This window comes from Bradyrhizobium sp. F1.13.3, assembly GCF_040548265.1.
In the GTDB taxonomy this organism is placed as follows: domain Bacteria; phylum Pseudomonadota; class Alphaproteobacteria; order Rhizobiales; family Xanthobacteraceae; genus Bradyrhizobium.
On record NZ_JBEPRI010000017.1, the window covers coordinates 75925 to 102349 of the forward strand.

27 protein-coding genes and 2 pseudogenes are annotated in these 26425 nt (G+C 65.2%); 19 read left to right on the plus strand and 10 right to left on the minus strand.

Going from position 1 to position 26425, the window contains the following annotated elements; translation table 11 throughout:
• Window positions 1-369 precede the first annotated feature (369 nt).
• On the plus strand, window positions 370-1860 hold the full coding sequence (locus tag ABIB66_RS34245; RefSeq protein WP_354205404.1) for a caspase family protein: 1491 nt from the start codon (window positions 370-372) through the stop codon (window positions 1858-1860).
• Here ABIB66_RS34245 and ABIB66_RS34250 read toward each other — a convergent pair.
• A complete protein-coding gene (locus ABIB66_RS34250) occupies window positions 1854-3200 on the minus strand; it encodes a sensor histidine kinase (protein ID WP_354205402.1) in 1347 nt (448 codons plus the stop codon). The genes ABIB66_RS34245 and ABIB66_RS34250 overlap by 7 nt on opposite strands.
• A gap of 18 nt (window positions 3201-3218) precedes the next feature.
• Entirely contained in the window at window positions 3219-3929 is a 711-nt protein-coding gene (locus ABIB66_RS34255; protein WP_354205400.1) for a response regulator, read from the minus strand.
• Window positions 3930-4101: 172 nt separating this feature from the next.
• Between ABIB66_RS34255 and ABIB66_RS34260 the strand changes: the two genes are divergently transcribed.
• The 4 genes and pseudogenes from ABIB66_RS34260 (at window position 4102) to ABIB66_RS34275 (ending at window position 6896) form a co-directional block, all read left to right on the plus strand.
• Window positions 4102-4431, plus strand: coding sequence for a hypothetical protein (locus tag ABIB66_RS34260; RefSeq protein ID WP_354205398.1), 330 nt, complete (start codon window positions 4102-4104; stop codon window positions 4429-4431).
• Between the two features lie 92 nt (window positions 4432-4523).
• On the plus strand, window positions 4524-4805 hold the full coding sequence (locus ABIB66_RS34265; RefSeq protein ID WP_354060603.1) for a GCG_CRPN prefix-to-repeats domain-containing protein: 282 nt from the start codon (window positions 4524-4526) through the stop codon (window positions 4803-4805).
• The gene (locus ABIB66_RS34270) at window positions 4799-5065 is read left to right on the plus strand and encodes a hypothetical protein (protein WP_354205396.1); all 267 of its coding nucleotides are present in this window, start codon (window positions 4799-4801) and stop codon (window positions 5063-5065) included. The genes ABIB66_RS34265 and ABIB66_RS34270 overlap by 7 nt, the downstream gene beginning before the upstream one ends.
• A 164-nt stretch (window positions 5066-5229) precedes the next feature.
• A pseudogene (locus ABIB66_RS34275) lies at window positions 5230-6896 on the plus strand (SulP family inorganic anion transporter).
• A 6-nt stretch (window positions 6897-6902) separates the two neighbouring features.
• Here the strand turns inward: ABIB66_RS34275 and ABIB66_RS34280 are convergent.
• The gene (locus ABIB66_RS34280) at window positions 6903-7265 is read right to left on the minus strand and encodes a hypothetical protein (protein ID WP_354205392.1); all 363 of its coding nucleotides are present in this window, start codon (window positions 7263-7265) and stop codon (window positions 6903-6905) included.
• A 50-nt stretch (window positions 7266-7315) separates the two neighbouring features.
• Window positions 7316-8740 (minus strand): FAD-binding oxidoreductase, encoded by a 1425-nt coding sequence (locus ABIB66_RS34285; protein WP_354205390.1) that lies wholly within the window; start codon window positions 8738-8740, stop codon window positions 7316-7318.
• 87 nt (window positions 8741-8827) lie between these two features.
• Here ABIB66_RS34285 and ABIB66_RS34290 point away from each other — a divergent pair, with 87 nt between their 5' ends.
• Window positions 8828-9334: a thioesterase family protein gene (locus ABIB66_RS34290; protein ID WP_354205388.1), complete on the plus strand. Its 507-nt coding sequence runs from the start codon at window positions 8828-8830 to the stop codon at window positions 9332-9334.
• A gap of 5 nt (window positions 9335-9339) precedes the next feature.
• Here ABIB66_RS34290 and ABIB66_RS34295 read toward each other — a convergent pair whose 3' ends face one another.
• Window positions 9340-9513, minus strand: a complete 174-nt coding sequence (locus ABIB66_RS34295) for a DUF1328 domain-containing protein (protein WP_007600914.1) — start codon at window positions 9511-9513, stop codon at window positions 9340-9342.
• A gap of 239 nt (window positions 9514-9752) precedes the next feature.
• On the opposite strand from ABIB66_RS34295, the gene ABIB66_RS34300 reads away from it, so the two are divergent.
• The 8 genes from ABIB66_RS34300 (at window position 9753) to ABIB66_RS34335 (ending at window position 17831) form a co-directional block, all read left to right on the plus strand.
• Window positions 9753-12338, plus strand: a complete 2586-nt coding sequence (locus ABIB66_RS34300) for an ATP-dependent helicase (protein ID WP_354205386.1) — start codon at window positions 9753-9755, stop codon at window positions 12336-12338.
• A gap of 92 nt (window positions 12339-12430) precedes the next feature.
• Complete coding sequence (locus ABIB66_RS34305) at window positions 12431-12847, plus strand: hypothetical protein (protein WP_275173415.1); 417 nt, start codon at window positions 12431-12433, stop codon at window positions 12845-12847.
• Window positions 12847-13518, plus strand: a complete 672-nt coding sequence (locus ABIB66_RS34310) for an OmpA family protein (RefSeq protein ID WP_354257681.1) — start codon at window positions 12847-12849, stop codon at window positions 13516-13518. Before ABIB66_RS34305 ends, ABIB66_RS34310 begins: the two co-directional genes overlap by 1 nt.
• Before the next feature lie 154 nt (window positions 13519-13672).
• A complete protein-coding gene (locus ABIB66_RS34315; RefSeq protein ID WP_354060588.1) occupies window positions 13673-14209 on the plus strand; it encodes an Mpo1 family 2-hydroxy fatty acid dioxygenase in 537 nt (178 codons plus the stop codon).
• 29 nt (window positions 14210-14238) lie between these two features.
• The gene (locus tag ABIB66_RS34320; RefSeq protein WP_354257684.1) at window positions 14239-15270 is read left to right on the plus strand and encodes an NAD-dependent epimerase/dehydratase family protein; all 1032 of its coding nucleotides are present in this window, start codon (window positions 14239-14241) and stop codon (window positions 15268-15270) included.
• 30 nt (window positions 15271-15300) lie between these two features.
• On the plus strand, window positions 15301-15927 hold the full coding sequence (locus tag ABIB66_RS34325) for a methyltransferase family protein (protein ID WP_007600907.1): 627 nt from the start codon (window positions 15301-15303) through the stop codon (window positions 15925-15927).
• A gap of 247 nt (window positions 15928-16174) precedes the next feature.
• The gene (locus ABIB66_RS34330) at window positions 16175-16384 is read left to right on the plus strand and encodes a hypothetical protein (protein WP_275173407.1); all 210 of its coding nucleotides are present in this window, start codon (window positions 16175-16177) and stop codon (window positions 16382-16384) included.
• A gap of 142 nt (window positions 16385-16526) precedes the next feature.
• Window positions 16527-17831: a PQQ-dependent sugar dehydrogenase gene (locus tag ABIB66_RS34335; RefSeq protein WP_354205378.1), complete on the plus strand. Its 1305-nt coding sequence runs from the start codon at window positions 16527-16529 to the stop codon at window positions 17829-17831.
• A 3-nt stretch (window positions 17832-17834) separates the two neighbouring features.
• Here the strand turns inward: ABIB66_RS34335 and ABIB66_RS34340 are convergent, their stop codons facing one another.
• Window positions 17835-18659, minus strand: coding sequence for an aspartate dehydrogenase (locus tag ABIB66_RS34340; RefSeq protein WP_354257687.1), 825 nt, complete (start codon window positions 18657-18659; stop codon window positions 17835-17837).
• Window positions 18660-18696: 37 nt separating this feature from the next.
• On the minus strand, window positions 18697-19614 hold the full coding sequence (locus ABIB66_RS34345) for a LysR substrate-binding domain-containing protein (RefSeq protein WP_354205374.1): 918 nt from the start codon (window positions 19612-19614) through the stop codon (window positions 18697-18699).
• Window positions 19615-19745: 131 nt separating this feature from the next.
• On the opposite strand from ABIB66_RS34345, the gene ABIB66_RS34350 reads away from it, so the two are divergent.
• From ABIB66_RS34350 to ABIB66_RS34365, 4 genes are all read left to right on the plus strand, one after another.
• Window positions 19746-20819 carry a tartrate dehydrogenase gene (locus ABIB66_RS34350; RefSeq protein ID WP_354257691.1) on the plus strand — a complete coding sequence of 358 codons (1074 nt, stop codon included), beginning with the start codon at window positions 19746-19748 and terminating at the stop codon, window positions 20817-20819.
• 230 nt (window positions 20820-21049) lie between these two features.
• Window positions 21050-21505, plus strand: coding sequence for a small heat shock protein HspD (hspD, locus tag ABIB66_RS34355; protein WP_007613480.1), 456 nt, complete (start codon window positions 21050-21052; stop codon window positions 21503-21505).
• A gap of 117 nt (window positions 21506-21622) precedes the next feature.
• The gene (locus ABIB66_RS34360; RefSeq protein ID WP_354205370.1) at window positions 21623-21940 is read left to right on the plus strand and encodes a hypothetical protein; all 318 of its coding nucleotides are present in this window, start codon (window positions 21623-21625) and stop codon (window positions 21938-21940) included.
• Between the two features lie 26 nt (window positions 21941-21966).
• Complete coding sequence (locus ABIB66_RS34365; protein ID WP_354205368.1) at window positions 21967-22206, plus strand: hypothetical protein; 240 nt, start codon at window positions 21967-21969, stop codon at window positions 22204-22206.
• Between the two features lie 342 nt (window positions 22207-22548).
• Here the strand turns inward: ABIB66_RS34365 and ABIB66_RS34370 are convergent, their stop codons facing one another.
• Window positions 22549-23481, minus strand: a complete 933-nt coding sequence (locus ABIB66_RS34370) for a LysM peptidoglycan-binding domain-containing protein (RefSeq protein ID WP_354205366.1) — start codon at window positions 23479-23481, stop codon at window positions 22549-22551.
• A 128-nt stretch (window positions 23482-23609) separates the two neighbouring features.
• The gene (locus tag ABIB66_RS34375; RefSeq protein ID WP_354205364.1) at window positions 23610-24227 is read right to left on the minus strand and encodes a CGNR zinc finger domain-containing protein; all 618 of its coding nucleotides are present in this window, start codon (window positions 24225-24227) and stop codon (window positions 23610-23612) included.
• A gap of 127 nt (window positions 24228-24354) precedes the next feature.
• Here ABIB66_RS34375 and ABIB66_RS34380 point away from each other — a divergent pair.
• Window positions 24355-25201 (plus strand): annotated as a pseudogene (locus ABIB66_RS34380) (alpha/beta fold hydrolase).
• 23 nt (window positions 25202-25224) lie between these two features.
• On the opposite strand, the gene ABIB66_RS34385 reads toward ABIB66_RS34380, so the two are convergent.
• The gene (locus ABIB66_RS34385) at window positions 25225-26214 is read right to left on the minus strand and encodes a zinc-binding metallopeptidase family protein (protein WP_354205362.1); all 990 of its coding nucleotides are present in this window, start codon (window positions 26212-26214) and stop codon (window positions 25225-25227) included.
• Window positions 26215-26425 lie beyond the last annotated feature (211 nt).

The window sequence follows — 26425 nt, forward strand, 5'->3', positions numbered from 1 at the left end:
ACGGACTGTATGGCCAAAGCGACGGCGCAGGCAAGACTTGAGGCCGGCCATTGCAAAGCGGCGTGTCGCGAAGGTCGACGGCATCAGCGCGCGGCGAAACAACCGCGTTTTTTGCGGGATTTTCGCTCAGACCGGCATCGGGCCAGATGTGCGCGAGGATGCTTTCGCGCGGCATCGGCGATCAATCCAATTGGCGCATGGATCAATGCGCAATTCACATGGATGGTGCCAGAACGATGCCGCACTGGCTCCGGCAGACCTCCTGCCCCATTTTGCCGCAGCTCAACGTGATCCAGTGCACAGACAGACGCATGGCGGCCACCTACAAAGGGTGACATCATCGCGCGCATTGCCGATGGAGGTGACACCATGCGCCGTCCAATTCTTCGCAATTTGTTTCTTGCATCCGGTCTTCTCGCGCTCTCGCAATTGACGATTCCGACGGAGGCCGCGGCCGAAGCGCGGCTCGCACTCGTGATCGGTCAATCGGCCTATCGCACCGTGCCGGAACTGCCCAACGCAGCCAACGACGCCAAGGGCATGACGGAGCTGCTCGGCAATGCCGGCTTCACCGTCACCACGGCGTCCAATCTGGCGCAGAACGATATGCGTCAGGCGATCTCGGATTTCGCCGGGAAGGTCAGCGCCAGCGGCGCCGACACCGTCGCGCTGGTGTTCTATGCCGGCCACGGCCTGCAGATCGACGGCGAGAACTATCTGGTGCCGGTCGATCTCGACCCCAAGCGCGAGGCCGATATCCCCCTTCAGGGCGTGCGGCTCAACGATTTGCTCAACACGCTCGGCGCGCTGCCGACACGAGCACGCATCTTCATGCTCGATGCCTGCCGCAACAATCCGTTCCCTGCCCTCAGCGGCGCCGGACACGGGCTTGCGATCGTCGACACCAAGGCCGGCGCGCCGGGCTCCTTCATTTCCTATTCGACCTCGCCGGGCTCGGAAGCCGAGGATGGCTCTGGCATTGACAGCCCCTACACCACCGCAGCGCTGACCGTCGCCAAGCAGCCCAATCTGCCGATCGAGGAAGTGTTCAAGCGCATTCGCGTCGCTGTGGCGCAATCGACCGACGGACGCCAGATCCCCTGGGAAAGCTCGTCGCTGACGACCGACTTCAAGTTCTTCGGCGGCGACAGCAGCGGCGGTCAGACTGCGCTTCCTGGCGCATCCTCCATGGCACTTGCGAGCGGCACGCGCAGCCTCGAGGATTGGCGCAAGGATTTGCAGGGCAAGCCGGCCATGGTCGCCTATGAGATGGTGATCACCGACGACACCGTGCCGGCGTATCAGGCCTATATCGAGTTGTATGCTCAGGATACCCGTACGCCGCGCCTGCGCACGATCATGGAGCGCCGGCGCCAGATGCTGGCGTGGGAACGCGCCACCGCGATCAACACCCGCGCCTCGTTCGAGGCGTATCTGGCGAACTGGGACAACAGCGATCTGGCTGCGACCGCACGCAGGCTGCTGCTTCGCGTGCAGAACCGCAACTACGTCTTGCCTGCTGTGGTCGCGGCCGCTCCTGCCCCGGTCGCCGTCGCGATGGCGCCGACCTGCCCGTGCTCGACGCCTTCGACACCGGCAACGCCGGTCAATCCGACGGTCGCGCCCGTGATCAAGAAGCGCGTCGACGACACGCCGCCGAAGCGCAAGGTGGTCGACACACCGCCCAGGCCGCGCCGGCCGCCGCCCGATGAAGTGATCTACGAGCGCGCGCCGCCCGCCGGCCCGCCGCCAGAAGCCATAGGTGTCGGAATAGGCATCGGAATTGGCATGGGCATGGGCGGCCGAGGCGGCAACTACGGCGGCCCGGGACGCGGCGATGGCTATCGCAGCCGTTACTGAGACCGCTCGCGCGGCAGCCGGACGCGGACACGCGTGCCGCCACCGGGACGATCCTCGATGGCGACCGTGCCGCCGTTGCTTTCGACAACTTGCCTCACGATTGTGAGTCCCAATCCTGCGCCGCCGCTCTCGCGGCTGCGCGAGGTCTCCAGCCGGTAGAATGGATCGAATACGCGGGTGCGTTCGTCGACCGGGATTCCCGGCCCGCGGTCCTCGACCAGGAGTTCGACCACACCGGTCTCGGCATGCAAGGAGATGTCTGCGACGCCACCATAGAGGATCGCGTTGTTGACCAGATTGGCAATGACCCGAGCCATGCCCGCAGCCGAGCCGCGGATGAGGAGAGACGGATCTTCGCAGGTGAGCGTCACCGCTGCGCAGGCGCCCTTGCGCGCTTCATACTCGGTCCGCGCGACGCGAACAAGATCGACGGTCTCCGCTGACGGGCCTGCGAACGAGGCGCGGACAAAGGCGAGCGCATCATCCATCAGCGATTGCATGTCGTCGAGATCGACGGTTGCCTTGTCCCGCTGCACGCTTTCGGGCAGCAGCTCGAGACGTAGCCGCAGCCGCGTGACATAGGTGCGCAGATCATGGCTGATCGCGCCGAGCACGAGGGTGCGGCTGCGCAGCAGTTCGGCGATGTTCGCCTGCATGGCGTTGACGGCGCGGATTAGCGCCCGGACGTCGGGAGCACCCCGCTCGCTGACCGGTCTGGTCTCCATGGCAGCGCCGAAGCGCTCGATGGCGACGGTCAACTCGGACAGCGGCCTGGTCTCGTGGCGGACCGCGAGCAAGGCCGCCAAAGCGACCACGAAGCCGAGAATTCCGGCCAGCAGGCCGACAGGAATGCCAAGCAGGCGAAGACCGATCTCGCCTGCGGTCTCGATCACCAGATAGCCGCCGCCAGCAAGTTCAATGACGGCTTGTAGGCGCGAGGTGACGAGATCACGCAAGCGGGCCACCCGCTGGCCGTCCCTGACGTTGACGAAGGACAATGCGACCAGCCGCTCCGCCGGCACACCGCTCAGCGCGCGCAGCCGTTGCTCCGCACTGCCCAGGAAACGGCCATGCAACGGGTTGGGCGGCACGTCCTGACGCACGACCGGCTTGAATCGCGCCGTCGTGGCCGCGCGCAGCACCAGGTCACGATCGTCGCGCGGGACCCTGTCGATCGCCTCCGCCAAGGCGGCGACCTGCGCGAACAAAGCGGCAAATCCGGACGGCTCGCCGCGGCCGCGCTGCTCCACGAAATAGATAGCGACCGACAGCAACTGCACGAGAATGATGGCGCCGACGACGATAAGGCCGAGGCGGGCGGCGATGTGAAGCCTGCTCATCCCGCGCAGGCTCCGTGCTCAGAGCGGGCGGACGTCAGCGCTGAAGAGATAGCCGCCATTTCGCACGGTCCTGATCGAGAATACAGCTTTGGGATCCGCGGCGACGAGCTTGCGGCGCAGCCGGCTGACCGACACGTCGATGACGCGGTCGAACGGATCCGCGGTCCGGCCGCGCGTCCAGTCGAGCAACTGGTCGCGCGATAGCACCCGCTTGGGCCGTTCGAGGAAGCATGCCAGCAGATCAAACTCCGCTGCCGTCAACTCGACCATGCAGTCCTGGTCGTTGGACAGGCTGCGCCCGTCGAGATCGGCCACCAGCCTGCCGAAAGCAATGCGCCGCGGCGGCGGCATCTGCAGCGGGCCGTCCACGCGCCGCAAAACGGCCTTGATGCGCGCCAGCAATTCCCGGGGATTGAAGGGCTTCGGCAGATAATCGTCGGCGCCGAGCTCCAGGCCGATGATGCGGTCGACATCGTCGGCCTTGGCCGTCAGCATCAGGATCGGCGTGCGGCCCTTGTTGCGCAGGCGCCGGCAGATCGACAGTCCGTCCTCGCCGGGCAGCATGATGTCAAGCACGATGAGATCCGGGCATGCCTGCATCAGCGCCCGGTCCATCGCCACGCCGTTCTCGACGCAAACCGGCGCATAGCCCTCCCGCGTCAGCAGGTCCGCCAGGAGCGCGCGGATCTCGCGGTCGTCCTCCACGATCATGATCGTCCGAGTGTCCATCGCGGCCTCTATCGAGCAACCCGCCGGCGGGAATGTGGCGAGCCCATCGCTCGTTACAAAACGTTACATATCCGGCCTCGCCGGCAACATCACGGCAAAACATCGAGGCGAGATTGGCCCCCATGCGGCGACCGGTCTCGTTCCGGCGCGTCCTCGCAAACAGGAGTATCCGATGAAACCTATCCTGGCTTCGATATCACTCGCAACGGTGCTGGCCCTCACGAGCGCCTCCGATGCAAACGCCTGGGTTCGCAGCGGCAGCGTCACGACCTGGCGCGGCACCTACTACGGCAGCGCCAGCGGCGGATGCGCCGGCGGTACCTGCTCGCGTTCGGCTTCAGTGACGGGGCCCTATGGCGGCACGATCGCACGCAGCGGCAGCATCACGCGCGTGGGTCCGCATGCATTCGACTACACGCGCACCACGACGGGTCCGAACGGCAATAGCGTGACGCGCAGCGGCACGGTCGTGACCCATCCCTATTACGGATACCGGTACTGACCGTCGCGCCGCACGACCGTGAAATTCCGGCCAGGGTCAGAACAGTGGCCGCGGACTGCCTTCCCTCCAACCTGCAAGCATGGATATCTCGAATGCGACGATTGACGATCTTGGCGTCGGCCGCGGCAGCCGCACTGGCCGCAGGTTCGACCGCGCTAGCCTTCACTCCCAGCCCTCACCCCGCCATGTCCGACGGCCTCACCGAAGTCAGCGGCGGCTGCGGGCCCGGCTGGCACCTGACGGCTAACGGCCTGTGCCGGCGGAACATCGTGCCTTATGCCCACCCACCCTATGCCTATGCGGCGCCTCCCTATCCGGGAGCTTGTTGGTGGACCAGCACGCCATTCGGCGCGCGGAGGGTCTGCGCATGGTGAGACCTGTACAGCTACGGGAGCTGCGACGCGCGATCGCGGCCATCATCGCCGCGTTGGTCGCGGTATCGTCCGCGGGCGCCGCGTCCGCCCAGCAACCGCGACAGGAGGTACGCCAAGCGTGCACCGCGGACATGCGCGCGCTGTGCTCCGGCATCATGCCGGGAGGCGGCCGCGTCAAGCAGTGCATGATCGAGCATTTCAACCAGCTATCGGATGGCTGCAAGAGCGCGCTGAAGCAGGCGCAGGCGTCGAAGCCCTAGGGCGTAGTCTCGCGAGAGTGCGCGTGGGGCTCGCAGGCGCAATAAGTGCCTGCGGGCCCTGCGGTGTCGCACGATATAGCGGCGAGGCCGGCAACCGCATGTTTGCCGACGACCGGCAGCTGTGGTCTGGTCGGCCAACGGGACGCTTCGGGGATTCGCTGCTGATGGCGCAGGACGCTCACACCGCAACATCATGGCCGCTATTCCGCTCGCTGGCGTCCTATTCGCTGCCTGGCGACCTCATGGCCGGCCTGACGCTTGCGGCGATCGCGATTCCCGAGCAGATGGCGACGCACGGCTCGGCGGCTTCGCCCCGCAGATCGGCTTCTTCGCTTTCATGGCGGGGTCGCTCGGCTTTGCGATGCTCGGCGGCAACCGTTTCCTGTCCTGCGGCGCCGATTCCACGATCACGCCGATCTTCGCCGGCGGGCTGGCGGCGCTGGCCGCCGCCGGCTCGCCTGAGTATCAGGGATTCGCGATCGCGCTGGCACTGATGGTCGGTGCGATGATGCTGGCCGGCGGCGCCTTCCGCCTCGGCGGCATCGCCAATCTCTTGTCCGTGCCGGTCATGGTCGGCTTCCTCGCCGGCATCTCCGTCCACATCATCGTGTCGCAATTACCGGGCGTGCTGGGTCTGGACTCGCCCGGCGGGCCGACGCTCGATCGCATCGGTGTGCTCGCGAGCGAACTCGGCCGCACCAATCCCTTCACGCTGTGCATCGGCTTCGGTGTGCTGGCCGTGGTCTTCGTCGCCGAGAAGATCAGCGCAAAAATCCCGGGCGCGCTGATCGGGCTTGTCGCAGCGACCCTGGCCACGATCGCGCTCGGCCTCGAGAGCAAGGGCGTCAATGTCGTGGGCCTCGTGCCGGGGACGCTGCCGCGGCCGACCTTCCCCGAGCTTGCACCGGAGCAATGGGTCCGCCTCGTGCCGCTCGCCTTTGTCATCACGGTCGTGGTGATGGTGCAGACGGCGGCGACGACGCGCTCGTTCCCGTCCGATCCCGACAAGCCGGCCGATGTCGATCGCGATTTTCTCGGCGCAGGCGCCGGCAGCGTACTGTCGGGCCTGTTCGGCGCGTTTCCGGTCAATGCCAGCCCGCCGCGGACGGGCATTGTCGCCGAGACCGGGGGACAATCGCAGCTCGCGGGCCTCGCCGCGGGGACAATCGTGCTGGCGCTGCTCGCGTTTGGAACGGGATTGCTGCAGCACGTTCCGGACGCAGCCCTCGGCGGCATCCTGCTGTTCGTCGCGCTGCGCATCATCCGCGTGAAGCAGATCGTCACGATCTATCGCCAATCCCCGAGCGAATTCCTGCTGATCGTCGCCACCGCCGCGCTGATCATCGTGCTGCCGATCCAGCAGGGCGCATTCCTCGGCATCGTGCTGTCGCTGCTCCACGGCATCTGGAGCACGACGCGCGCGCGGCTGGTCGAGTTCGAGCGCGTGCCGGGCACCACGATCTGGTGGCCGGCGCATCCGCACATCGCCGGCGAGCGGATCGCCGGCGTCGCCGTGATCGGGCTGCAGGCGCCGCTGTCGTTCCTCAACGCGCCCGGCTTTCGCAGCGACGTGACCAAGGTGCTCGGCGCGACGCCGCCGCAGCTGCTGGTGCTGGAGGCGAGCGGCATGGTCGAGATCGACTTCACCGCCGCGCAGATCCTGCTTGACGTGTTCAGGGCGTGCAGCGAACAGGGCGTCACGGTCGCGTTGGCCCGGCTGGAATCGGTGCGTGCGCAGGACGCGTTCGAGCGGTTCAGGCTGTTCGAGGCGTTGCCCCGGGAGAACGTCTTCCACAGCGTCGACGAGGCCGTGCGCAAGCTGGCGAAATAACTGCGCTCACTGCACCAATGTCGGGTGATCGCGCTGCACGGTTTCACGGACCCAGCTGGCATGGATCGCGCGGAACAGGATCTGCGCCGTCTTGAGGTCGTTCGCCTTCATGCAGAGATCGATGATGCGACGGACTGCGTCGTCGCGCATCAGTCCATCCGATATCTTCATCGCGATTTCCATCGCGACTTTCGCCGCGCGTTCGTAGCGCTCGCTGTCGCGCTTGTCGTTGCGCGCGGACCCTGCCGCGCTCGCCGCAGCGGCGTCACAGATCGCACGGATGCGCTCGGCGGCCTCGATATCGCCGAGCGGCCGTTCGATCGCTTCGTCCCAGATGTCCTGACGCGTCTTGCGCGCGAACCACTGCATTGCCTGCTCCGTGGTGAGGGAGCGAGCATAAACGGCGGCCACGCCGCGCGCTACGCCTCCGGTACGATCTTGCCGGGATTGAAGATGTTCTGCGGATCGAGCGCCTTTTTCAGCGCCCGCATCGCCTCGATCGCCTCGGGGCCGAGTTCTGCCGCAAGATATTTCTGCTTGCCCTGGCCTATGCCGTGCTCGCCGGTGCAGGTGCCGTCCATCGCCTGCGCGCGCTCGACCAGCCGATGCATGAACTCCTCGCCACGCGCCATCTCGTCGGCATCGTTGGTGTCGCAGACCAGCGAACAGTGGAAATTGCCGTCGCCGACATGGCCGACGATCGGCGACAACAGGTTGAGACGCTTGAGATCTTCCTCGGTCTCGCCGACGCATTCGGCAAGCCGCGAGATCGGCACGCAGACGTCGGTCGCGACCACGCCGATGCTGTCGCCGGGCCGCAGCGCCTTGACCGACCAGTAGGCGTCGTGCCGCGCCTGCCACAGTTTTGTGCGATCCTCCGGCTTGGTGGTCCAGGAGAAATCGCCGCCGCCGTACTCCCCGGCGATCTCGGCGAAGGCCTTGGACTGCTCGGCGACCTCGATCTCGCTGCCGTGGAATTCCATCAGCAGCAGCGGCGTTTCCGGCAGGGTCAACTTCGAATAGGCGTTGCAAGCCCGCACCTGCGCGGCGTTGAGCAACTCGATGCGCGCCACGGGAATGCCTGTCTGGATCGCCAGGATCACGGCCTGACACGCCCCATGCACGGTCTCGAACGACACCGCACCGGCCGCGATCGTATCGGGGATGCCGCGCAGGCGGATGGTCAATTCGGAGATGATGCCGAGCGTGCCCTCGGCGCCGACGAACAGATGCGTCAGGTCGTAGCCGGCGGATGATTTCTTCGCACGCGTGCCGGTCGTGATGATCTCGCCGTCGCCGCGGACCACTTTCAGCGCCAGCACACTGTCGCGCATGGTGCCGTAGCGCACCGCGTTGGTGCCGGAGGCGCGGGTCGAGGCCATGCCGCCGAGCGAGGCGTCGGCGCCGGGGTCGATCGGGAAGAACAGGCCCTGATCGCGGAGATGCTCGTTGAGCGCCTTGCGGGTGACCCCAGGCTGAATCACGCAGTCGAGGTCCTCGGCATGCACCGCCAGCACCTTGTTCATGTCGCGCAGATCGATGCAGATTCCGCCGGCGGGTGCGTTGACCTGGCCCTCGAGCGAGGTGCCGGTGCCGAAGGCGATGACGGGCACGCCGTTTTTCGCGCAGATCCGCACCACGTCCTGGATGTCGGCGGTCTCCTGCGCCATCACCACGCCGTCCGGCGGCTGGTTCACGATCCATGTGGTGGTATGGCCGTGCTGCTCACGGACGGCTTGCGAGGTGATGAGGCGGTTGCCAAACCGTGCGGCAAGCTGCTCCAGCGCGCTCGCGAGGGCTTTCGGCGCCGGCCGCGGCGGATTATTGGTGATGGTCGTACCCACGGACGTTCCTCCCGACGAGACGAACCGTGGCAAAGGACATCTCACCGGTCAAGTCAAGCGACCGGCCGCATAGCTGGGGAAGGAAATATGCCGGAGACTGCCGCCACAGCGACCAACGCCGTGCCGTTCCGCGCCTCGATCATGCAGATCGAGCCGCAATGGATCGACTACAACGGCCACCTCAACATGGCCTATTACAACGTGATGTTCGACCGCGCGATCGACCAGATGTGGCTGACGCTCGGGATCGGTCCGGGCTACATGAAGGAGCGCAGCGGCTCGACCTTCACCGCCGAATGCCACGTGCGGTATTTGCGCGAAATCCACCTCGGCGATCCTGTGCAGGTCTCGGTCTGGCTGCTGGAAGCCGACGACAAGCGGCTGCACACATTCCAGGAGCTGCGACACGCGACCGAGGGTTGGCTGTCCGCCACGTCGGAAAACATGTCGCTTCACATCGACATGGGCTCACGAAAGGTGGCGGCTTTTCCACCAGACATCCGTGAGCGCATTGCAGCGGTGGTCAAGGCCCACAGCGCCGTGCAGCGGCCCGAGGGCATCGGCCGCAACGTGGCGATGCCCTCGAAGCGGTAAGCGCGCTAGACCCTGTTACGGCCGCGGGCCAATCCAACAACGGCCGAGACCAGGAACAGCACGACCGCGATGAAGAAGATGATCTTGGCGATTTCGATCGACGCGCCGGCGAGGCCGCCAAAGCCCAGGATACCGGCGATCAGGGCGATAACCAGAAACGTCACGACCCAGCTAAGCATGATCCGAACCTCTGTTTCGATGTCTGTCTGCGATCGGCGCCTGACGCGCCTCACTTGCAGAACCAATCGCCAACTGGGAACAATGGTTCCGGCCCGCTGGAGCCGGAAATTCGCCTGACCCGCAGGAACAAATTGGCTTTCCGCGCACGTGGAAAACCCCCGACCGCGGCCCCATATAGGGACCAATCCCTGATAAGAAGGCTCCCCTTTCACCACCCCGCGGTGCCAACGTGGGGCAAATGATTCGCATGACCGAGCCGAGCAAGATCACGTCCCAGAGCGTCCCCGACCACCAGCCCGCAGCCGGCGGCATCGCCGCGCGTGCGCGGGCCTCGGTGGGCCCGCAATACCTGTCCGGGCTCAATCCGGAGCAGCGCGAGGCTGTGGAAACGCTGGACGGCCCGGTTCTGGTGCTGGCCGGCGCCGGCACCGGCAAGACCCGCGTGCTGACCACGCGCATCGCCCATATCCTGAGCCAGGGCCGCGCCCGCCCCTCCGAGATCCTGTCGGTGACCTTCACCAACAAGGCCGCGCGCGAGATGAAGCACCGGCTCGGCCAGATGCTCGGCCATGCGGTCGAAGGCATGCCGTGGCTCGGCACCTTCCACTCCATCGGCGGGCGCATCCTGCGCACCCACGCCGAACTGGCGCAGCTCAAGTCGAACTTCACCGTGCTCGACGTCGACGATCAGGTGCGGCTCCTGAAGCAGCTCCTGCAAGCCGACAACATCGACGACAAGCGCTGGCCCGCGCGCATGCTGGCCGGGCTGATCGACGGCTGGAAGAACCGCGGCCTGACGCCGTCGCAGGTGCCCTCGGGCGAAGCCGCCGTCTTCGCCAACGGCAAGGGCGGCAAACTCTATGCGAGCTACCAGGAGCGGCTGAAGATTTTGAACGCCGCCGATTTCGGCGATCTGCTGCTCGAGGACATCCGCATCTTCCGCGAGCACCCGGATATCCTGCGGCAGTATCAGCAGCGCTTCAAATTCATTCTGGTCGATGAGTACCAAGACACCAACGTCGCGCAGTATCTGTGGCTGCGGCTGCTGTCGCAGGCGCCGTCGAAGCCAACCTCGCCCATTGTCATTCCGGGGCGGCTCGAAGAGCCGAACCCGGAATCCGGAGATGAGTCCTCGGCTCCAGATTCCGGGTCGGCGCCTTCGGCGCATCCCGGAATGACGGCTGTCCCTGTAGGCCCCACCAAAAACATCTGCTGCGTCGGCGATGACGACCAGTCGATCTATGGCTGGCGCGGGGCGGAGGTCGACAACATCCTGCGCTTCGACCATGATTTCCCCGGCGCCAAGGTCATCCGCCTCGAGCGCAACTACCGTTCGACGGGCCACATCCTCGCCGCCGCCTCGCACCTGATCGCCCACAACGAGGGCCGGCTCGGCAAGACGCTGCGCACCGAGGACCATGACGGCGAGAAGGTCACGGTGACAGGCTCGTGGGATTCGGAAGAGGAAGCCCGCGGCATCGGCGAGGAGATCGAGCAGATCCAGCGCCAGGGCGACAAGCTCAACGAGATCGCGATCCTGGTGCGCGCGTCCTACCAGATGCGCGAGTTCGAAGACCGCTTCGTCACGCTCGGCCTGCCCTATCGCGTCATCGGCGGCCCGCGCTTCTACGAGCGCGCCGAAATCCGCGACGCGCTGGCTTATCTGCGCGTCATCAATTCACCGGCCGACGATCTCGCCTTCGAGCGCATCGTCAACACGCCCAAGCGCGGCTTGGGCGACGCCACCGTGCAGATGCTGCACGACCACGCCCGCAAGCGCCGCATTCCGCTGTTCGAGGCGGCGCGCGCGGTGGTCGAGACCGATGAGCTGAAGCCGAAGGCGCGCGGGTCCTTGCGCGACGTCGTCGCCCAGTTCGACCGCTGGCGCGCCCAGCGCGAGGTCACGTCGCACACGGATCTCGCCCAGATCGTGCTCGACGAGAGCGGCTACACCGAGATGTGGCAGAAGGACCGTTCGGCGGACGCCGCGGGCCGGCTCGAAAACCTCAAGGAGCTGGTGCGCTCGATGGAGGAGTTCGAGAATCTGCAAGGGTTTTTGGAGCACATCTCGCTGGTGATGGACCGCGACAGCGGCGCCGATGAGGACGCGGTGTCGCTGATGACGCTGCATTCGGCCAAGGGCCTGGAATTCGACAACGTGTTCCTGCCCGGCTGGGAGGAAGGCCTGTTTCCGAGCCAGCGCACGCTGGACGAACAGGGCCGCGCCGGACTCGAGGAAGAGCGCCGGCTCGGCCATGTCGGCCTGACCCGCGCCCGCCGCCGCGCGAAAATCTATTTTGCCACCAACCGCCGGATCCATGGCACCTGGTCGACCACGATCCCGTCGCGCTTCCTCGACGAACTGCCGGCGGCCAATGTCGAGATCACGGAATCCAAGGGCGGCTCGGCCTGGGGCGGCACCGGCGGCTACGGCGCCTCCCGCTTCGACGACATGGAAGCGTTCGGCTCCACCTATTCGACCCCGGGCTGGCAGCGCGCCCAGGCCAATCGCAATCGCGGCGGCGGTGGGGGCGGCAATGGCGGCCGCGGCAGCTTCGAGGAACAGGCCTCGTCGTTTTCGTCCCAGTCATCCTCGCCCGATTTCGGCAGCTTCTCCTCGCGCCGCCGCGGGCCGCTGACGATCGAGGGCGAGCTGGTGGCCAAATCCACCGGCACGACCTCGGAATTCTCCCTCTCAGACCGGGTCTTCCACCAGAAATTCGGCTATGGCCGCGTCACCAAGATCGACGGCAACAAGCTCACCATCGCCTTCGACAAGGCGGGGGAAAAGAAGGTCGTGGATAGTTTTGTGCAGCGGGCGTGAGGCCCCTGCCCTGTGTGGCGGTGGCGTTACGCTGCCGTTTCTTCCTTCTACGCCCCTTGACCACCGCGAACTTCCCCGTATCAGATGCGGCCATGGTTCGGGGCTCCATCACACTGATCGTACTGGCATTGGTTATGCCGTCGCTTGCAGCGGCGGAGACCATGAGCTTTGGCGATTCTATCGGGATGCTGGCGAAAAGTTGCGGTGCGGAAATCGTCGCCAATTGCCGCGGCGTTAACCCGGATTCGACCCGCCTGAAGGAGTGCCTGTCGCGCAACCGCGACGTGCTCTCCCAGCAGTGCCAGAGCGACTATCTCGGCGCCTTCGATGCCATCCAGAAGCGCGTCGCCGCCCGCGTCACGGTGGCGAACGCCTGCCAGCGCGAGATCGTCAAGGTCTGCGGCGGCTCGACCAAGGAGACCAGCAAGGCGGTCCCCTGCCTGGTCTCGACCCCCAAGGGCATCAGCAACAACTGCCTGAAGGCCGTCGACGACGCGGGGTATCGGTGATGCCAGCGAACAGGCTTTTCACCGCCGGAATATCCATCGTGCTCGGCCTCGCTTTGCTCGGGAGCGCAGCCCAAGCGCAGACGGCGCCGCCGACCCGCGATGACATCGTCGGCAAGCTCAACCATTTCGAACAGCCCGCCGAGATCGATCTCCCCGCGCTGAAGCTGCAGGTGATGGAGCGGGCCAAGGCCAGGATCAAGAATGATCCGGGTCCGGTGAACCGGCCGCTGATCGCGCCTGATCTGGTCAATTTGCCGACCTTCACCGCCCAGATCCAGTTCGACGCCGACACGCCGATCATCCAGCCGGCTTCCTACCAGACCGTCGGCCGCCTCGCCGACGCGCTGGTCCATGCTTCGCTGCTGCCCTACACGTTCCTGATCGTCGGCCATGTCGAATCCAACGCGAAGACGCGCGAGGCCAACGCGATCCTGAGCCAGCGCCGGGCGGACGCGATTCGCGACGTGCTGGTGAACACGTTCAAGATCTCGACCAAGCGGTTGCATCCGATCGGCCTCGGCGAGGAGCAGTTTCTCGACCGGGCCAAGCCAAGCTCGGCCGTCAACGGCCAGTTGCAAATCGCGACCTACGCCAAGGTACCGGAGGAAGCGCCTGCGCATCCGGCTGCGACACCTGCGCCTGCGGCGAAAAAGCCCGCCAAGAAGCGCTGAGCGGACGCGCCGCGGCGCCCGACGGAACCCTTTGAAGTCCCGATCGTTTTGTGACTTGTCTCACAGCGCAACAGCGCGGTTTCGCGCGACAATCGCGCCGGTTTGTGCACCGCCCTATCAGGTGCTATAGGCTTTTTTCGCCCTTCCCGACCCCATGCTGCACGAGACCGAGATGGCCAGTTATTTTCAACGCCAGCTGGCCGACTACGTCGAATATCATCGCGATCCCTGGAACTGCGCGATGCACGTGGTCGGCATTCTCCTGCTCTTCACCGGCGCCGTGCTGCCGCTGACGCTGGTGCATTTCCCGCTGTTCGGGATCGAGGTGAGCCTGGCCGTGATTCTTGCCCTGCCGGTGCTGGTCTACTGGCTGATGCTGGACGCCGGGATCGGGCTCGGCATCCTCGCCTCGATGATCGTGCTGCTTTCGGTCGCAACCGCGATCGGCAATCAGGTCTCGATCGTCATGATGTGGTCGATTTTTGCGGTGCTGATCGGACTTGGCGTCGCTTCGCAGATCGTCGGCCACAAGGTTTTCGAGGAGCGGCAGCCGTCGATGGTCGACCACCCCACGCATTTTCTGCTTGGACCGATGTTTGTCATGGCAAAATTATTCATTGCATTGGGCTTCCGTCGCGACCTTGCCGCGATTCTGGCGCCTGTTCCGACCAATTCCCTTTCAACCCGATAGCTCTAGACGCGAAACAGCAAACCTTCTGCATGGCTCTCGTACTGGTTACCGGTGGCAGCGGCTTCATCGGACATCATCTCGTAGAAGCGCTCCGCGCCCGTGGGCAGCGGGTGCGTGTGCTCGATGTCCGTGCGCCGGCCACGCCGTATGCCGACGTTGAATATGCCCATGGCTCGGTGCTGGACGGCGCCGCGGTCGATGCCGCGATCGCGGGTGTCGATCAGGTCTATCACCTCGCCGGTCTGCCCGGCATGTGGGTCGCCGACAAGCAAGCCTTTCACGACGTCAATTGCCGCGGCACCGAGATCGTGCTCGCGGCCGCGATGAAGCGCGGCATCTCGCGCTTCCTGCACTGCTCGACAGAATCGATCCTGTTCCCCTATTCCGACCTCAACGGTGTTCCCGCCGAAGAGGCGCTCCAGCCGGCCGATGCGATGCCGGGCGCTTACACGCGGTCGAAATCGCTGGCCGAGCATTGCGCCGCGAAGGCCGCGGCTGAAGGTTTTCCGCTGGTGATCGGCACACCGACGATGCCGATCGGTGCGGCCGATCATAATCTGACGCCGCCGACCGCGATGCTGTGGTACTTCCTGCAGAAGAAGGTGCAGCCGCATCTCGACTTCCCGGTCAATCTCGTCGACGTCCGCGACGTTGCCATGGGCCTCGTGCTGACCATGGAACGCGGGCGTAACGGCCAGCGCTACATCCTCGGCGGCGACTGCGTCAGGCTCGGCCAGATTCTGCGGATGATGTCCGCGATGAGCGGCCGCCGGCAATTCCCGGTCGTCGTTCCCGGCAAGATGGCCGAGTTGTCGGGCATCATGCTCGAATATCTATCCGATCACGTCACGCGCAGGCCGCCCAACGGCACCGCCGAGGGCGTGCGCATCGCGCTCGCCGCGAGCGACCTCTCGATCGGCAAGGCGCGCACCGAACTCGGCTACGCGCCGCGCCCGATCGAGCCGGTCCTGCGCGAAACCATCACCCATCTTCTCGCCCGCGGCGGCGCGCTTGCCTCCGGCGCCATCGAGCATCACGCGCTCTCCTCGCGCGCCAGCTGAGCTGCCGCCCAACCCAAAGAACCTTTCCGCATGTCCTTCGATTTCAGCAAGCTTCTCTCTGTCGCCTGGGGTGGTTGGACCACGACCTGGCCGACGCAACTGCTCGCCCTGATCTGGCTCGCCTGGCTCGCAAGCTGGGTCGGCGCCTCGTTCTGGCAGGGCCGCACCCAGAAGCAGGTGATGACGCTGGAGTCCGGCCGCTATCGCATCCCGATCCTGGTCGGCGGCATCCTGTTCACGCCCTGGACCGCCGAGGTGCTCGGCGAGAAGCCGCTCTGGGTGTTCAGCAATACAGCCGTCTATGTCGTGGCGCTGATCGTGCTGGCCGGCATCTCCTTCACCTGGTGGGGTCGGCTGCATCTCGGACAGTTCTGGTCCAACACCATCACTCACAAGCAAGACCACCGCGTCATCGACACGGGTCCGTACGGCATCGTGCGTCATCCGATCTACACCGGCCTGATCCTCGGCATGCTGGTGACCGGCATCGCGGTCGGCACCGTGACTGCGATGCTCGGCGCGATCCTGATCTCGCTCGGGATGTGGCAGAAGGGCCGGATGGAAGAAGTGTTCCTGTCCAAGGAGCTCGGCGAAGACGCCTACGGCGCCTATTGCCGCCGCGTGCCGATGATCATTCCGTTCCTGTCGCCGCGCTGAGGGCGCGGGGAACGCGCCCCACATTCGATGTCGTCCCGGCGGAGGCCGGGACCCATAACCACAGGCTGCGGTTTGGCGAAGACTCGTCGCTTCGGTACTTCTGCCATCTGCAAACGATGGATTCCGCGGTATGGGTCCCGGCCCCCGTGCGCAGTTGCGCACTAGGCCGGGACGACAGCCAGAGGAACTGCCCTCCCTCCAGCCCGTTAGCCCTCGATACCTGCCACACACCGCAGAGCATCGAGCCATGTCCGACGCCTACGATTATTTCCGCGAGCACGCGATCGCCGCCGTCCGCAAGGCGCGGGCGCTGCCGCCCGGGCGGCCGAAGCAGAAGCAGCGCACGGTCGCGCGAGTCTATCATCTCCTCTCCAGAGAGGCGGCGCTGGCGCCGAACATCCACCAGCTGGATGACTTTCGCGCAGCGCGCCGGGCGGAGCGGCAGATCGGCCGCTGATCTCCGGGCCTAGCCTGTCGGCATTCGTCCCATGCAAATTCGAACGGCTGCCATTCCACGGGAATAGAGCCCCGCGGCCCGTCGCACAGGTTGACGTCGGCCCCGTCAGCCCGTTGGATGCGCGCGCAAACAGGGGCCTCTCATGACTTTTTCCAGCATCTTTGCGCAGTTCGTTGCGCTTCTCGGCGGCATCGCGCTGCAATGGCGAAAGCTGTCGGGCACCGTGCCTGCGCCGGCCTGGGGCCAATCGCCCGCGATTCCCGAAGCAAAGCCGCAGGGCGCCATCCCGACACTGAAGATGCCGACGGCGCGGGGCTGGAGCGAAGGACAGAAGCCGACGGTCGCACCCGGGCTCAAGGTCAATGCGTTCGCGACCGGCCTCGACCATCCGCGCTGGATCGAGGTACTGCCCAATGGCGACGTGCTGATCGCGGAGGCAACGCAGATCGCGGGGGCCCCGAGGTCGGTGTTTCATTACGCGATGCAGGCGACGATGCGGCGCGCAGCCGCGCTCGGCGTCAGCGCCAACCGCGTCACGCTTCTGCGCGACAAGGATGGCGATGGCGTCGCGGAGTATCGCGGCGCGTTCATGGAAAATCTCAGCCAGCCGTTCGGCATGGCGCTGGTCGGCGACACCTTCTATGTCGGCAACACCGACGGTGTGATGGCCTTCCCGTACGTGGCGAATGCCGATTGCATCACCGCGCCGGGCAAGCGCCTCACCAATTTCAAGCCGAGCGGCCACTGGACCCGCAGCCTGCTCGCAAGCCCCGACGGCAAAAAGCTCTATGCCGGCGTCGGCTCGCTCAGCAACATCGCCGAGATGGGCATGGAGGTCGAGGAAGGCCGCGCCGCGGTCTACGAGCTCGACCTCGTCGCCGGCACGCACCGCATCTTCGGCGCCGGCCTGCGCAACCCGGTCGGTCTCGCCTGGGAGCCGAACACCAACGTGCTCTGGACGGTCGTCAACGAGCGCGACGGCCTCGGCGACGAAACGCCGCCGGACTATCTGACCTCGGTGCGCGATGGCGGCTTCTACGGCTGGCCCTATTGCTACTGGGGCAAGACCGTGGACGACCGCGTGCCGCAGGATCCGGCGATGGTCGCCAAGGCGCTCACGCCGGACTATGCGCTCGGCGGCCATACCGCCTCGCTCGGTCTGTGCTGGATGCCCGCGGGCACGCTGCCGGGCTTCCCGGACGGCATGGCGATCGGCCAGCACGGCTCGTGGAATCGCAGCAAGCTGTCCGGCTACAAACTGGTGTTCATCCCGTTCGAGAACGGCAAGCCCTCGGGTCCGGGTCGCGACATCCTGTCGGGTTTCCTGGCGCCGGACGAAAAGGAATCCTACGGCCGTCCGGTCGGCGTCGCGATCGGTCCCGACAAGAAGTCGCTGTTGATGGCCGACGACGTCGGCAACGTGATCTGGCGCGTGACGGGCGCGTAACGGTCACGTTCCAATACTGAGCGTGGCGCGCTGCTTGCGGAGCAGAGCGATCACGGAGAGCGCCGTGATCAATCCGGTCTTGGGATTTTCGGACGGGATATTCTCGATCGACATCGAGAAGCGCGCGGAATCCGCCTCGACCTCGATGCGATGAACATTGCGCGTCACGGTCGGGTCGGCCCAGATCTGCACCTGGGTGCGATCCGGCCCGACGCCCGCGAGCGACAGCGCGACCGCGACGTTGAGATTGGCCGGAAAGCCTTTCGCAGCCTCCCGCGCGGTGCCTTCGAACAGCTTGAGCGGCTCGCGCAGATTGTCGATATCGATGTTGTTCTGGACGATGAACGGCGCGCCCTTCAAGCCGTCGATCGGCTTGCGCGTGACCATCTTCACCGAGTGAATTGTGCCGATCGCGGCGGCGTTGACGGCGTCGAGCCCGATCAGCGCGCCGGTCGGCACGAGGATGCGGCCGCCATTGGCGCGGGCGAGATCGACAAGATCGAAATTGTCGAGCAGCCCGCCGACGCTGACGACGACCGCGGCCTTGCCGCGTTTCACCGCGGGCTCGACGATCGCGCGCAGTTGGCTGCTCGGCGCGCATTCGACCACGATGTCGGCGGCGTCGCCGAGCTGGTCGAGCGGCAGCACGGATGGCGGACGACGCAGGCTGGCGAGCAATTTCTGATGCTTTGCGGGATCGCGCACCGCCACGGCAGAGAGCGGCAATCCCTCGATGCCCTGATCGAGCGCCGTGGCGATTTTGGTGCCGATCGAGCCGAGCCCCGCGATGGCAACCCGCAATTGGTTCGAAGCTCTCGGTTCAATCATCGCATCACTCCTCTCGCCCAGCCGATGTCATAGCGCCTCAGGCGTCGCGCGCATAGCTGCGCAGACGCGTCTCGAGCACGGACAGCATTGCGTCACGGGCCGGATCACGCGAGCCGCGCAGCCATGCGGCAGCGAGCGGCAGCCGGCCGACGGGCCCGATCTGCTTGGGCCGCAGCGGCACGAAGCGCACGCCTGATACCGCCATCCGCGTGGACCAGCGCGGCACGATCGCGACCCCGAGCCTGGTTGCGACGAGATTGATGATGGTCTGCTTCTCGTCGGCGACCTGCACGATACGCGGCGTGAGGCCCGCCTGCTCGAAAAGTCTCATCGTGAGGTCGTGGCTGTGCGGCCGCGAGCGGCGGTCCGGCACCAGCATCGCCTCCTCGGCGATCTCCGCCAGCGTGATCGACTTGCGTTTGGCCAGCGCGTGGCGCTGCGGGAAGGCCACGATGGCTGTCTCCTGCAGCAGATCGCGGAAGTCGAGCCGCTTGTCCCGCTGAGCCGGTGGACGCACGAAGGCAAGATCAAGCGCGCCGGTCAGGATCTTTGGCAGCAGCCGGACGGTCTTCTCTTCCAGAAGCTGCACCGCGATATCAGGATGTTTTGCGCGAAAATCGCGCAGCAACGCCGGCAACAGTCCGGCCGCAGCACTGTCGATGGCGCCGACCCGGAGTTTTCGAGCAGCTCCCAGGCGCGAGCGATTGCGCAGATTGCTCTCGACCGCCTCGACGCGGGCGAGGATGGCACGGGCATCGCGCAGCAGCGTCGCGCCATCTTCCGTCAGCGACACCGCACGCGTCGTCCGCGCGAACAGCCGCGTGTCCAGATCCTGCTCCAGCAGCTTGATCTGGCGGCCGAGTGCGGAGGGCAGCATCTGGAGATGCTGCGCCGCGCGGCCGAAATGCAACTGCTCGGCCGCCGCCACGAAGCATCGCAACTGATGCAGTTCCATTCGCGGTCCTCTGATCTGTAACGGGATTATATCATTTTTTTGTATAAACCAGCGCCAATTGAGTCCCTGCCACTCCCCGCCTAGGCTCGCTAGCGTCACGCAATCCCACTGACATCTGGACGGAGCACTTCATGCGCACCCACTCGATTGCAGCGATCCCCGCCGACGGCATCGGCCCCGAGGTCATCTCGGCCGGCGTCCGCGTGCTGGAGGCGCTGGCCAAACGCAGCGGCGACCTCGCGTTCAACATCAAGACCTTCGACTGGGGCTCGGACTATTACAAGAAGCACGGCGTCATGATGCCGGCCGACGGCCTTGCGGAGCTCAAGAAGTTCGACGCGATCTATTTCGGCGCGGTCGGTGCGCCCGACGTGCCCGACCACATCACCCTGTGGGGCCTGCGGCTGCCGATCTGCCAGGGCTTTGACCAATACGCCAATGTGCGGCCGACCAAGATCTTGCCGGGCGTCGCCTCGCCGCTGCGCAATGTCGGCGTCGGCGACCTCGACTGGGTGATCGTGCGCGAGAATTCCGAGGGCGAATATGCCGGCATGGGTGGTCGCGCCCACAGAGGTCTTCCCGAAGAGGTCAGCACCGAGGTCGCGGTGTTCACCCGCGTCGGCGTCACGCGGATCATGCGCTATGCGTTCGAGCTGGCGCAATCGCGCCCGCGCAAATTCCTGACCGTGGTGACCAAGTCGAACGCGCAGCGCCATGGCATGGTGATGTGGGACGAGATCGCCGCCGAGGTCGCGGCCGAATTCCCTGACGTGACCTGGGACAAGATGCTGGTCGACGCCATGACGGTGCGCATGACGCTGCATCCGAAGAGCCTCGACACCATTGTCGCGACCAATTTGCACGCCGACATCCTCTCCGACCTCGCGGGCGCGCTGGCGGGAAGCCTCGGCGTCGCGCCGACCGCCAATATCGATCCGCAGCGCCGCTTCCCCTCGATGTTCGAGCCGATCCACGGCTCGGCCTTCGACATCACCGGCAAGGGCATTGCCAACCCCGTCGCGACGTTCTGGACCGGCGCACAGATGCTGGAGCATCTCGGCGAGAAAGACGCGGCGGCGCGGTTGATGGCGGCGGTGGAGCGCGTCTGCGCAGCCGGCGTGCTGACGCCCGACGTCGGCGGCACGGCGACGACGAAGGACGTGACGGATGCCGTGATCGAGGCGATCCACGGATCGAACGTCTAGTCGAGGTGCGTCTCCTCCCTCCCCCGTTCTGCGGGAGAGGGTTGGCGCGGGAAGCGCCAGGGATTCCAAAAAATTTCAGACCCCCTCTTGAAACCAAAACGGGCTTTTTTTATTTTTCCGCTGCCGCCGAGAGGTGGCGTTCCCGACGCCTGGTGGGTCGGGAAGCTGAGACGGGCACCGGTCGTGTCCGGTGTCGTTCGTATCCATTTTGCTCCTTGGAGGATCTGGCTATGCGCACTTACGACTTCTCCCCCTTGTGGCGTTCGACCGTTGGCTTCGACCGCCTTTTCGACCTCGTTGAAACGGCACAGCGTGCCGGCGAGGACAACTATCCCCCCTACAACATCGAGCGCGTCGGCGAGGATCGCTACCAGATTTCGCTGGCGATTGCGGGCTTTGCACCCAACGAGGTCACGGTGACTGCCGAGCAGAACGCGGTGACCGTCGAGGGAAACAAGCCGGACCGAACCGAACGCGAATATCTCTACCGGGGCATTTCCGCGCGGCCGTTCAAGCGGCAGTTTAACCTGGCCGATTATGTTCAGGTGCACAGCGCCTCGTTCGAGAACGGTCTGCTCAAGATCGAACTGGTCCGGGAAATCCCTGAAGCGATGAAGCCGCGGCGAATTGCCATCAATGCCGCGCCGTCCGGCAACGTGCATCAACTCGAAGGCAAAGCCGCCTGAATTCGGTCTGTCGGAGACCTGCGTGATCCCGTCCGAACGTCGGGCGGGATCGACCATGGCCTTCGACCGCGTACCCGAATGCAAGTCAGAGGTTTAGAGAAAGGAGGAGGACCTCTCATGCTCGATCATGTCGACAACATCATCGATCTGAACGCGATACTGCACCCTGGCTCTGTCTATGATCATCCCCGCGACGTCCTAGCCGACCCAACTCTGTCGATCGGCGAGAAGCGCGCGATCCTCGCGTCCTGGGCTTCGGACGCAGCCAGTGTCGCCTCGAGTCCGACATTGCGGGAGCTGCCCGGCTCGGGCAAGGCCGTCACGATCGACGAAATTCTGGAAGCGCTCGCGAGCCTCGACCACCATCCGAAGGGACCTCCGGGCGGCAAGCCGGCCCGCACGCGATCCGTCGAACGAACCGGCCTCGCAGCCTAGGCAAACACAGCTCAACGGGGATTGCGATGATGGTCGATGAAGAGCTGGCCTTGTTGCGCGGCCACCGCAGCAACATCAGCCGCTATCAGCGGTTGCTCAAGACCGAGCTGACCGAGTTCGAACGGCGGTTCATCGAGAGACGTGTGTCTGAGGAGCGCTCGGCGATCGAGAAGCTCGCCGTCTCCGCCTTTCCGCTCACCTTTCAGGCTCCGAACCGAGGGATGGGGAACGCAACCACGCGCCTGACGGCAAGCAGCCACGGGTAATCGACATGCCCGAACAGCTCCCGACGTTCGAAGTGTTCCTGAAGAAATGCGGTCGACGGAGATGGCGGTGGCGTGTCTGCACGACGGAAGGACGCCTGGTCATGCACGGCTTCGAAAATGGCCGCCCCGCCGCCAAATATGCGGCTGAAAGGGCGTTGTTTCTGATGCTTCTTGCCGCGCCCTATCGCCCGGCGGGTCGGGCTTGCGCCACGGCTCGCTCCTCCTTGGCGACACCCGCATCAGGATGGGTGCCGCGGCACAAGATGCGTGAATGACAGGGGCCGCGAGGGATGGTGCCTGGCAGCAGACAAGCTCCATCCCGGCCATCTCGTTGCCGGCCGCTTACCGCCGTGCGGGCGGTGGGGTTGCCATGGCGGCTGTCGGCTCCGGCGGTATCAGGTGGCGCGGGACGATGATGGACTGGCCGGGGGTAAGCGTCGCGTTCTCCGGCAGCGAATTGCTCTGCGCCAGCGACCACAGCGGCACGCGATTGGCTGCCGCGATGCTCTCCATGGTATCGCCGCGGCGCACCTGTAGCCGCACGCCACTGTCCCACAATTCGACGAGCGTATTCGCCGGCACGAGATAGCGCAGCGGCACGGCATCGACCTGCGTCTGGGGCGGGATGCGCGGCAGCTGCGTGACCATGTCGACGATCTGACGGTGGATGTCGTCGGACTTCTCGATGTTGATGTGGCTGACCCGCGCGTTCTCCTTCAGGTCGTAGCTCGCATAGTGACCGCGATAGCCTGGCACCGCGACCACGTTGCCGCCGCCGAGCACGCTGTCGGAGAGGTAGATGTTGATGAAGCGCTCGACATTGAGCGGCACGTCGCCGGTCGCATGCGCGGGATCGATGGTGATGACGAGGCTGATCGGGATGTTCTCCTTGGCCGCCATCTCGGAGATGACGATCGAGCACAGCCCGCCCATCGAATGCCCGATCAGCACGATCGGCGCCGGCGTTTCCTTGTAGCTGGAGATGGCACGATCGCCGATCCATCGGCAGATAGTGAATTCATAGACGTTGGCCGAAAAGCCGGCCTGCGTCAGCTTCTCTTCGAGCCGGTCCATGCCGGTGGAGAAGAACGGCCCCATGGCGCCACGGAACAGGTAGATTTTCGGCGGCGGCAATGGCTCGAACGGTGGGGGCGGTGGCGCCGCGGGTGCGGCCGCCGTGGGCTTCGTCTTGGCAGGTGAGGCAACGGCCGTCCCGGTGCTCAAGGCGAGCAGCGCAACGGCTGCCAGCGCGAGGAGTCGCCTCAAATCGATCATCAATCCAGCAGTCCCACTCCGGGAGGCTGCAGCCTCCCCCAAAGGCGCTTAGTGACGGCCGATTGGGTGGAATTTGGGGCACGGAACCAGGGCTCGATCCGCGCTGATTCACGCATCTCGACGCCCAGTCACTGCATGGTCTTGAGCCTGCTGCGGTGCGCGGCCTGTTTCGCGCGGTTGCCGCAGACCGCCATGATGCACCATCGTCGCGCGCGCCTGCGCGTGTGGTCGGCGAACAGCATGGTGCAGTTGTGACCCTCGCATGCCTTGACGTTCGAAAAGTCCTCCTCGCATACGAACTTCGCCATGGCTTCGCCAACCGGCAGCAATAGCGCTTCCGGCGATCGCCAGCGCCGCTTCATTCGCAGTGCGAGAGCGCCGCCATCGTCATGCCCGGGCTCGATCCGGCTGAACGCTTCGTCGCGCTCCAGCAGGCTGTTCAATGGACCGAGCTCGCGCAATGCATCTGCCGTGAGCGGCCGGCCTGCATGCTTGCGCACGAACCCCCTGAACCATTCCCGCAAGGCGCGCGCCTGATCCGCGACCTTGTCCAGCTCATCGGGCGTGGCGCGCGCCGTCAGCGCGTGCAGATCATCCGCCGGCACCAGCTTCGCCTGCGCCAGCCAGTCGATCAGGCCATCGCCATCGTCGATCCAGTCCATTGGCGTATCGACCGGCGTCGCCACCGAATTGAGGAAGTCTAGGCCGAGCGAGTCGGCGATGAACATGGCGGGCGGGCGGTCCATGAGCGGTCCTTGGCCGGTCGGGAGAACATGGACGTAGATAACCAGTTAGGGTGCCATTGACAAGTTACGACGGCGAATAGTAACCTCTTAAAAAGCTTCTATATGGTTACTTCCAATGGAGAATGTCATGGCCTCAATCACGTACCGCAGCGCGGATGTCGACGGATTCAAGGTGGCCTATCGCGAGGCCGGTACTGTCGGCGCGCCAAAACTCCTGCTGCTGCACGGCTTCCCCAGCGCAGGTCACATGTTTCGTGACCTCATTCCGTTGCTTGCGGACAGGTTCCATATCGTAGCGCCCGACCTTCCGGGCTTCGGCCAATCCGACATGCCTTCGCGCGAAAGCTTCCGTTACACGTTCGACAATTTCGCACGCGTGATCGAACGCTTCACCGAAGTGATCGGCTTCGACCGGTTCGCCGTCTACGTCTTCGACTACGGCGCGCCGACTGGTTTCCGGCTTGCGCTCAGTCACCCCGAGCGGATCACGGCGATCATCTCGCAGAACGGCAACGCCTATGAGGATGGCCTCAGCGACGGCTGGACACCGATCAGGGCCTATTAATCCGTCGCCCGCCAATCGCGATGCGCTGCGCGCCTTCCTCACGCCGGAAGCGACGCGCTGGCAGTACACGCATGGGGTCCCCGATCCGACGACCGTGTCACCGGACGGGCAGAATCTCGACAATTTCTACCTTGCGCGCCCGGGCGCGGACGACGTGCAGCTCGATCTTATGGGCGACTACAAGAGCAACGTCGCGCTCTATCCCGCCTTCCAGGAGTATTTCCGCACGCACAAGCCGCCGTTCCTCGCGGTCTGGGGCAAGAACGATCCATTCTTCATTCCGCCCGGCGCCGAGGCATTCAAGCGCGACAATCCGAACGCCCAGGTGCAGTTCTTTGACACCGGTCATTTCGCGCTGGAGACGCATGCGAACGAGATCGCGGATTCCATTCGCGCCTTCCTGACGTAGCGGGGGGCTGTCCGCCGCGACGTTTACGCCGCCAGGCTCTGCTGATCGCGGAATGCGCTGATGGCCATGTGGACGAGATGCAGCTTGCCTTTGACCGCCGGCGATATGTCGAACGGGTATGCGTCGCTCATCCCGAGCGAGCGGTTGAGTTCGTTGATGCTGCGAGCAAGCGGCATCCACAGGGCCAGGAGCGCCTCGAAGTCGCTCTCAAGATAGGGATCTGTCAGGGTCTGGCGGGCGCGCTCGTCCAGCGACAACGGCAAACCTGCCAGCGAGTCGAGCGTCGACACGATATGCAGGAAATGCGCGAACGTTTCCGCCCAATCTTCCCAGGGATGGGACGTGGCGTATTCGCTGATGAAACCGCTTCGGTCGTATGAACGATCGGCGCGGCTGTAATAGGTGTTGATCGCGGCCTGGTAGTCCTGCGCCTGGTCACCGAAGATCAGCTTGAACGGGGCTTGGAACGTCGTGCCGTCAACGAGCAGGTCCCAATAGAAGTGACCGATCTCGTGCCGGAAATGCCCGAGCAACGTGCGGTACGGCTCCCGGAATGCGACACGGCGAGATTCTCGCTCGACATCGTCGGCCTCCGCAAGGTTGAGCGTGATCAGGCCCGACAGATGCCCGGTCAGGATCGGACTGACCTCGTCCGAGAGAATGTCGAACGCCAATTGTTCGCCGGTGCGCGATGCGAGAGGAAGCCTGAGGCGAGCGAGATCATAGAGAAGGCGGCGCTTGGCTTCCTCCATGCGGCGCCAGAGCATGATGTTTCTGGTGCTGCCGAGGTTTGGAATCGTGCGCGTGAGGCGGCACGAGCCGCAATACCAGTCCGCGCCCTCGACACACCAGTTGCAGCCGATGATCTCGCGATTCCGGCAAGCTTGATGGGATGCAAGTTTCGTCATCTCGATGCGCGAGGAATCGAACGCCAGCTCGGTGCTGCAATTCGCGCACGCGACGTGCTCGAACGAGACAGGATGGCGGCATGACGGGCACTGAAAAAACTTCACGTGGACTGGCCCCAGACAGACGGCACACCGGAAAACCGGCCTGTCAATTCGAGGAACTCTTAACTCTTGCGACCGTCGCTGTTGCCGGCGAGCAGCGCACGCTGCGTTCGGAGCGCGTGCTGCCTCAACAGGCCGGCTCGCGTCGCGCTCAACTGGCTCGATTGCGGCTGCGGCTTTTTCTCAAGGACATTTTCGGAAACAGGTCGACCGG

Coding starts and splice junctions, on each gene's coding strand:
- ABIB66_RS34245 (WP_354205404.1), top strand. CDS start 370: ATGCGCCGTCCAATTCTTCGCAATTTGTTTCTTGCATCCGGTCTTCTC.
- ABIB66_RS34250 (WP_354205402.1), bottom strand. CDS start 3,200: ATGAGCAGGCTTCACATCGCCGCCCGCCTCGGCCTTATCGTCGTCGGC.
- ABIB66_RS34255 (WP_354205400.1), bottom strand. CDS start 3,929: ATGGACACTCGGACGATCATGATCGTGGAGGACGACCGCGAGATCCGC.
- ABIB66_RS34260 (WP_354205398.1), top strand. CDS start 4,102: ATGAAACCTATCCTGGCTTCGATATCACTCGCAACGGTGCTGGCCCTC.
- ABIB66_RS34265 (WP_354060603.1), top strand. CDS start 4,524: ATGCGACGATTGACGATCTTGGCGTCGGCCGCGGCAGCCGCACTGGCC.
- ABIB66_RS34270 (WP_354205396.1), top strand. CDS start 4,799: ATGGTGAGACCTGTACAGCTACGGGAGCTGCGACGCGCGATCGCGGCC.
- ABIB66_RS34280 (WP_354205392.1), bottom strand. CDS start 7,265: ATGCAGTGGTTCGCGCGCAAGACGCGTCAGGACATCTGGGACGAAGCG.
- ABIB66_RS34290 (WP_354205388.1), top strand. CDS start 8,828: ATGCCGGAGACTGCCGCCACAGCGACCAACGCCGTGCCGTTCCGCGCC.
- ABIB66_RS34295 (WP_007600914.1), bottom strand. CDS start 9,513: ATGCTTAGCTGGGTCGTGACGTTTCTGGTTATCGCCCTGATCGCCGGT.
- ABIB66_RS34300 (WP_354205386.1), top strand. CDS start 9,753: ATGATTCGCATGACCGAGCCGAGCAAGATCACGTCCCAGAGCGTCCCC.
- ABIB66_RS34305 (WP_275173415.1), top strand. CDS start 12,431: ATGGTTCGGGGCTCCATCACACTGATCGTACTGGCATTGGTTATGCCG.
- ABIB66_RS34310 (WP_354257681.1), top strand. CDS start 12,847: ATGCCAGCGAACAGGCTTTTCACCGCCGGAATATCCATCGTGCTCGGC.
- ABIB66_RS34315 (WP_354060588.1), top strand. CDS start 13,673: ATGCTGCACGAGACCGAGATGGCCAGTTATTTTCAACGCCAGCTGGCC.
- ABIB66_RS34320 (WP_354257684.1), top strand. CDS start 14,239: ATGGCTCTCGTACTGGTTACCGGTGGCAGCGGCTTCATCGGACATCAT.
- ABIB66_RS34325 (WP_007600907.1), top strand. CDS start 15,301: ATGTCCTTCGATTTCAGCAAGCTTCTCTCTGTCGCCTGGGGTGGTTGG.
- ABIB66_RS34330 (WP_275173407.1), top strand. CDS start 16,175: ATGTCCGACGCCTACGATTATTTCCGCGAGCACGCGATCGCCGCCGTC.
- ABIB66_RS34335 (WP_354205378.1), top strand. CDS start 16,527: ATGACTTTTTCCAGCATCTTTGCGCAGTTCGTTGCGCTTCTCGGCGGC.
- ABIB66_RS34340 (WP_354257687.1), bottom strand. CDS start 18,659: ATGATTGAACCGAGAGCTTCGAACCAATTGCGGGTTGCCATCGCGGGG.
- ABIB66_RS34345 (WP_354205374.1), bottom strand. CDS start 19,614: ATGGAACTGCATCAGTTGCGATGCTTCGTGGCGGCGGCCGAGCAGTTG.
- ABIB66_RS34350 (WP_354257691.1), top strand. CDS start 19,746: ATGCGCACCCACTCGATTGCAGCGATCCCCGCCGACGGCATCGGCCCC.
- hspD (WP_007613480.1), top strand. CDS start 21,050: ATGCGCACTTACGACTTCTCCCCCTTGTGGCGTTCGACCGTTGGCTTC.
- ABIB66_RS34360 (WP_354205370.1), top strand. CDS start 21,623: ATGCTCGATCATGTCGACAACATCATCGATCTGAACGCGATACTGCAC.
- ABIB66_RS34365 (WP_354205368.1), top strand. CDS start 21,967: ATGATGGTCGATGAAGAGCTGGCCTTGTTGCGCGGCCACCGCAGCAAC.
- ABIB66_RS34370 (WP_354205366.1), bottom strand. CDS start 23,481: ATGATCGATTTGAGGCGACTCCTCGCGCTGGCAGCCGTTGCGCTGCTC.
- ABIB66_RS34375 (WP_354205364.1), bottom strand. CDS start 24,227: ATGGACCGCCCGCCCGCCATGTTCATCGCCGACTCGCTCGGCCTAGAC.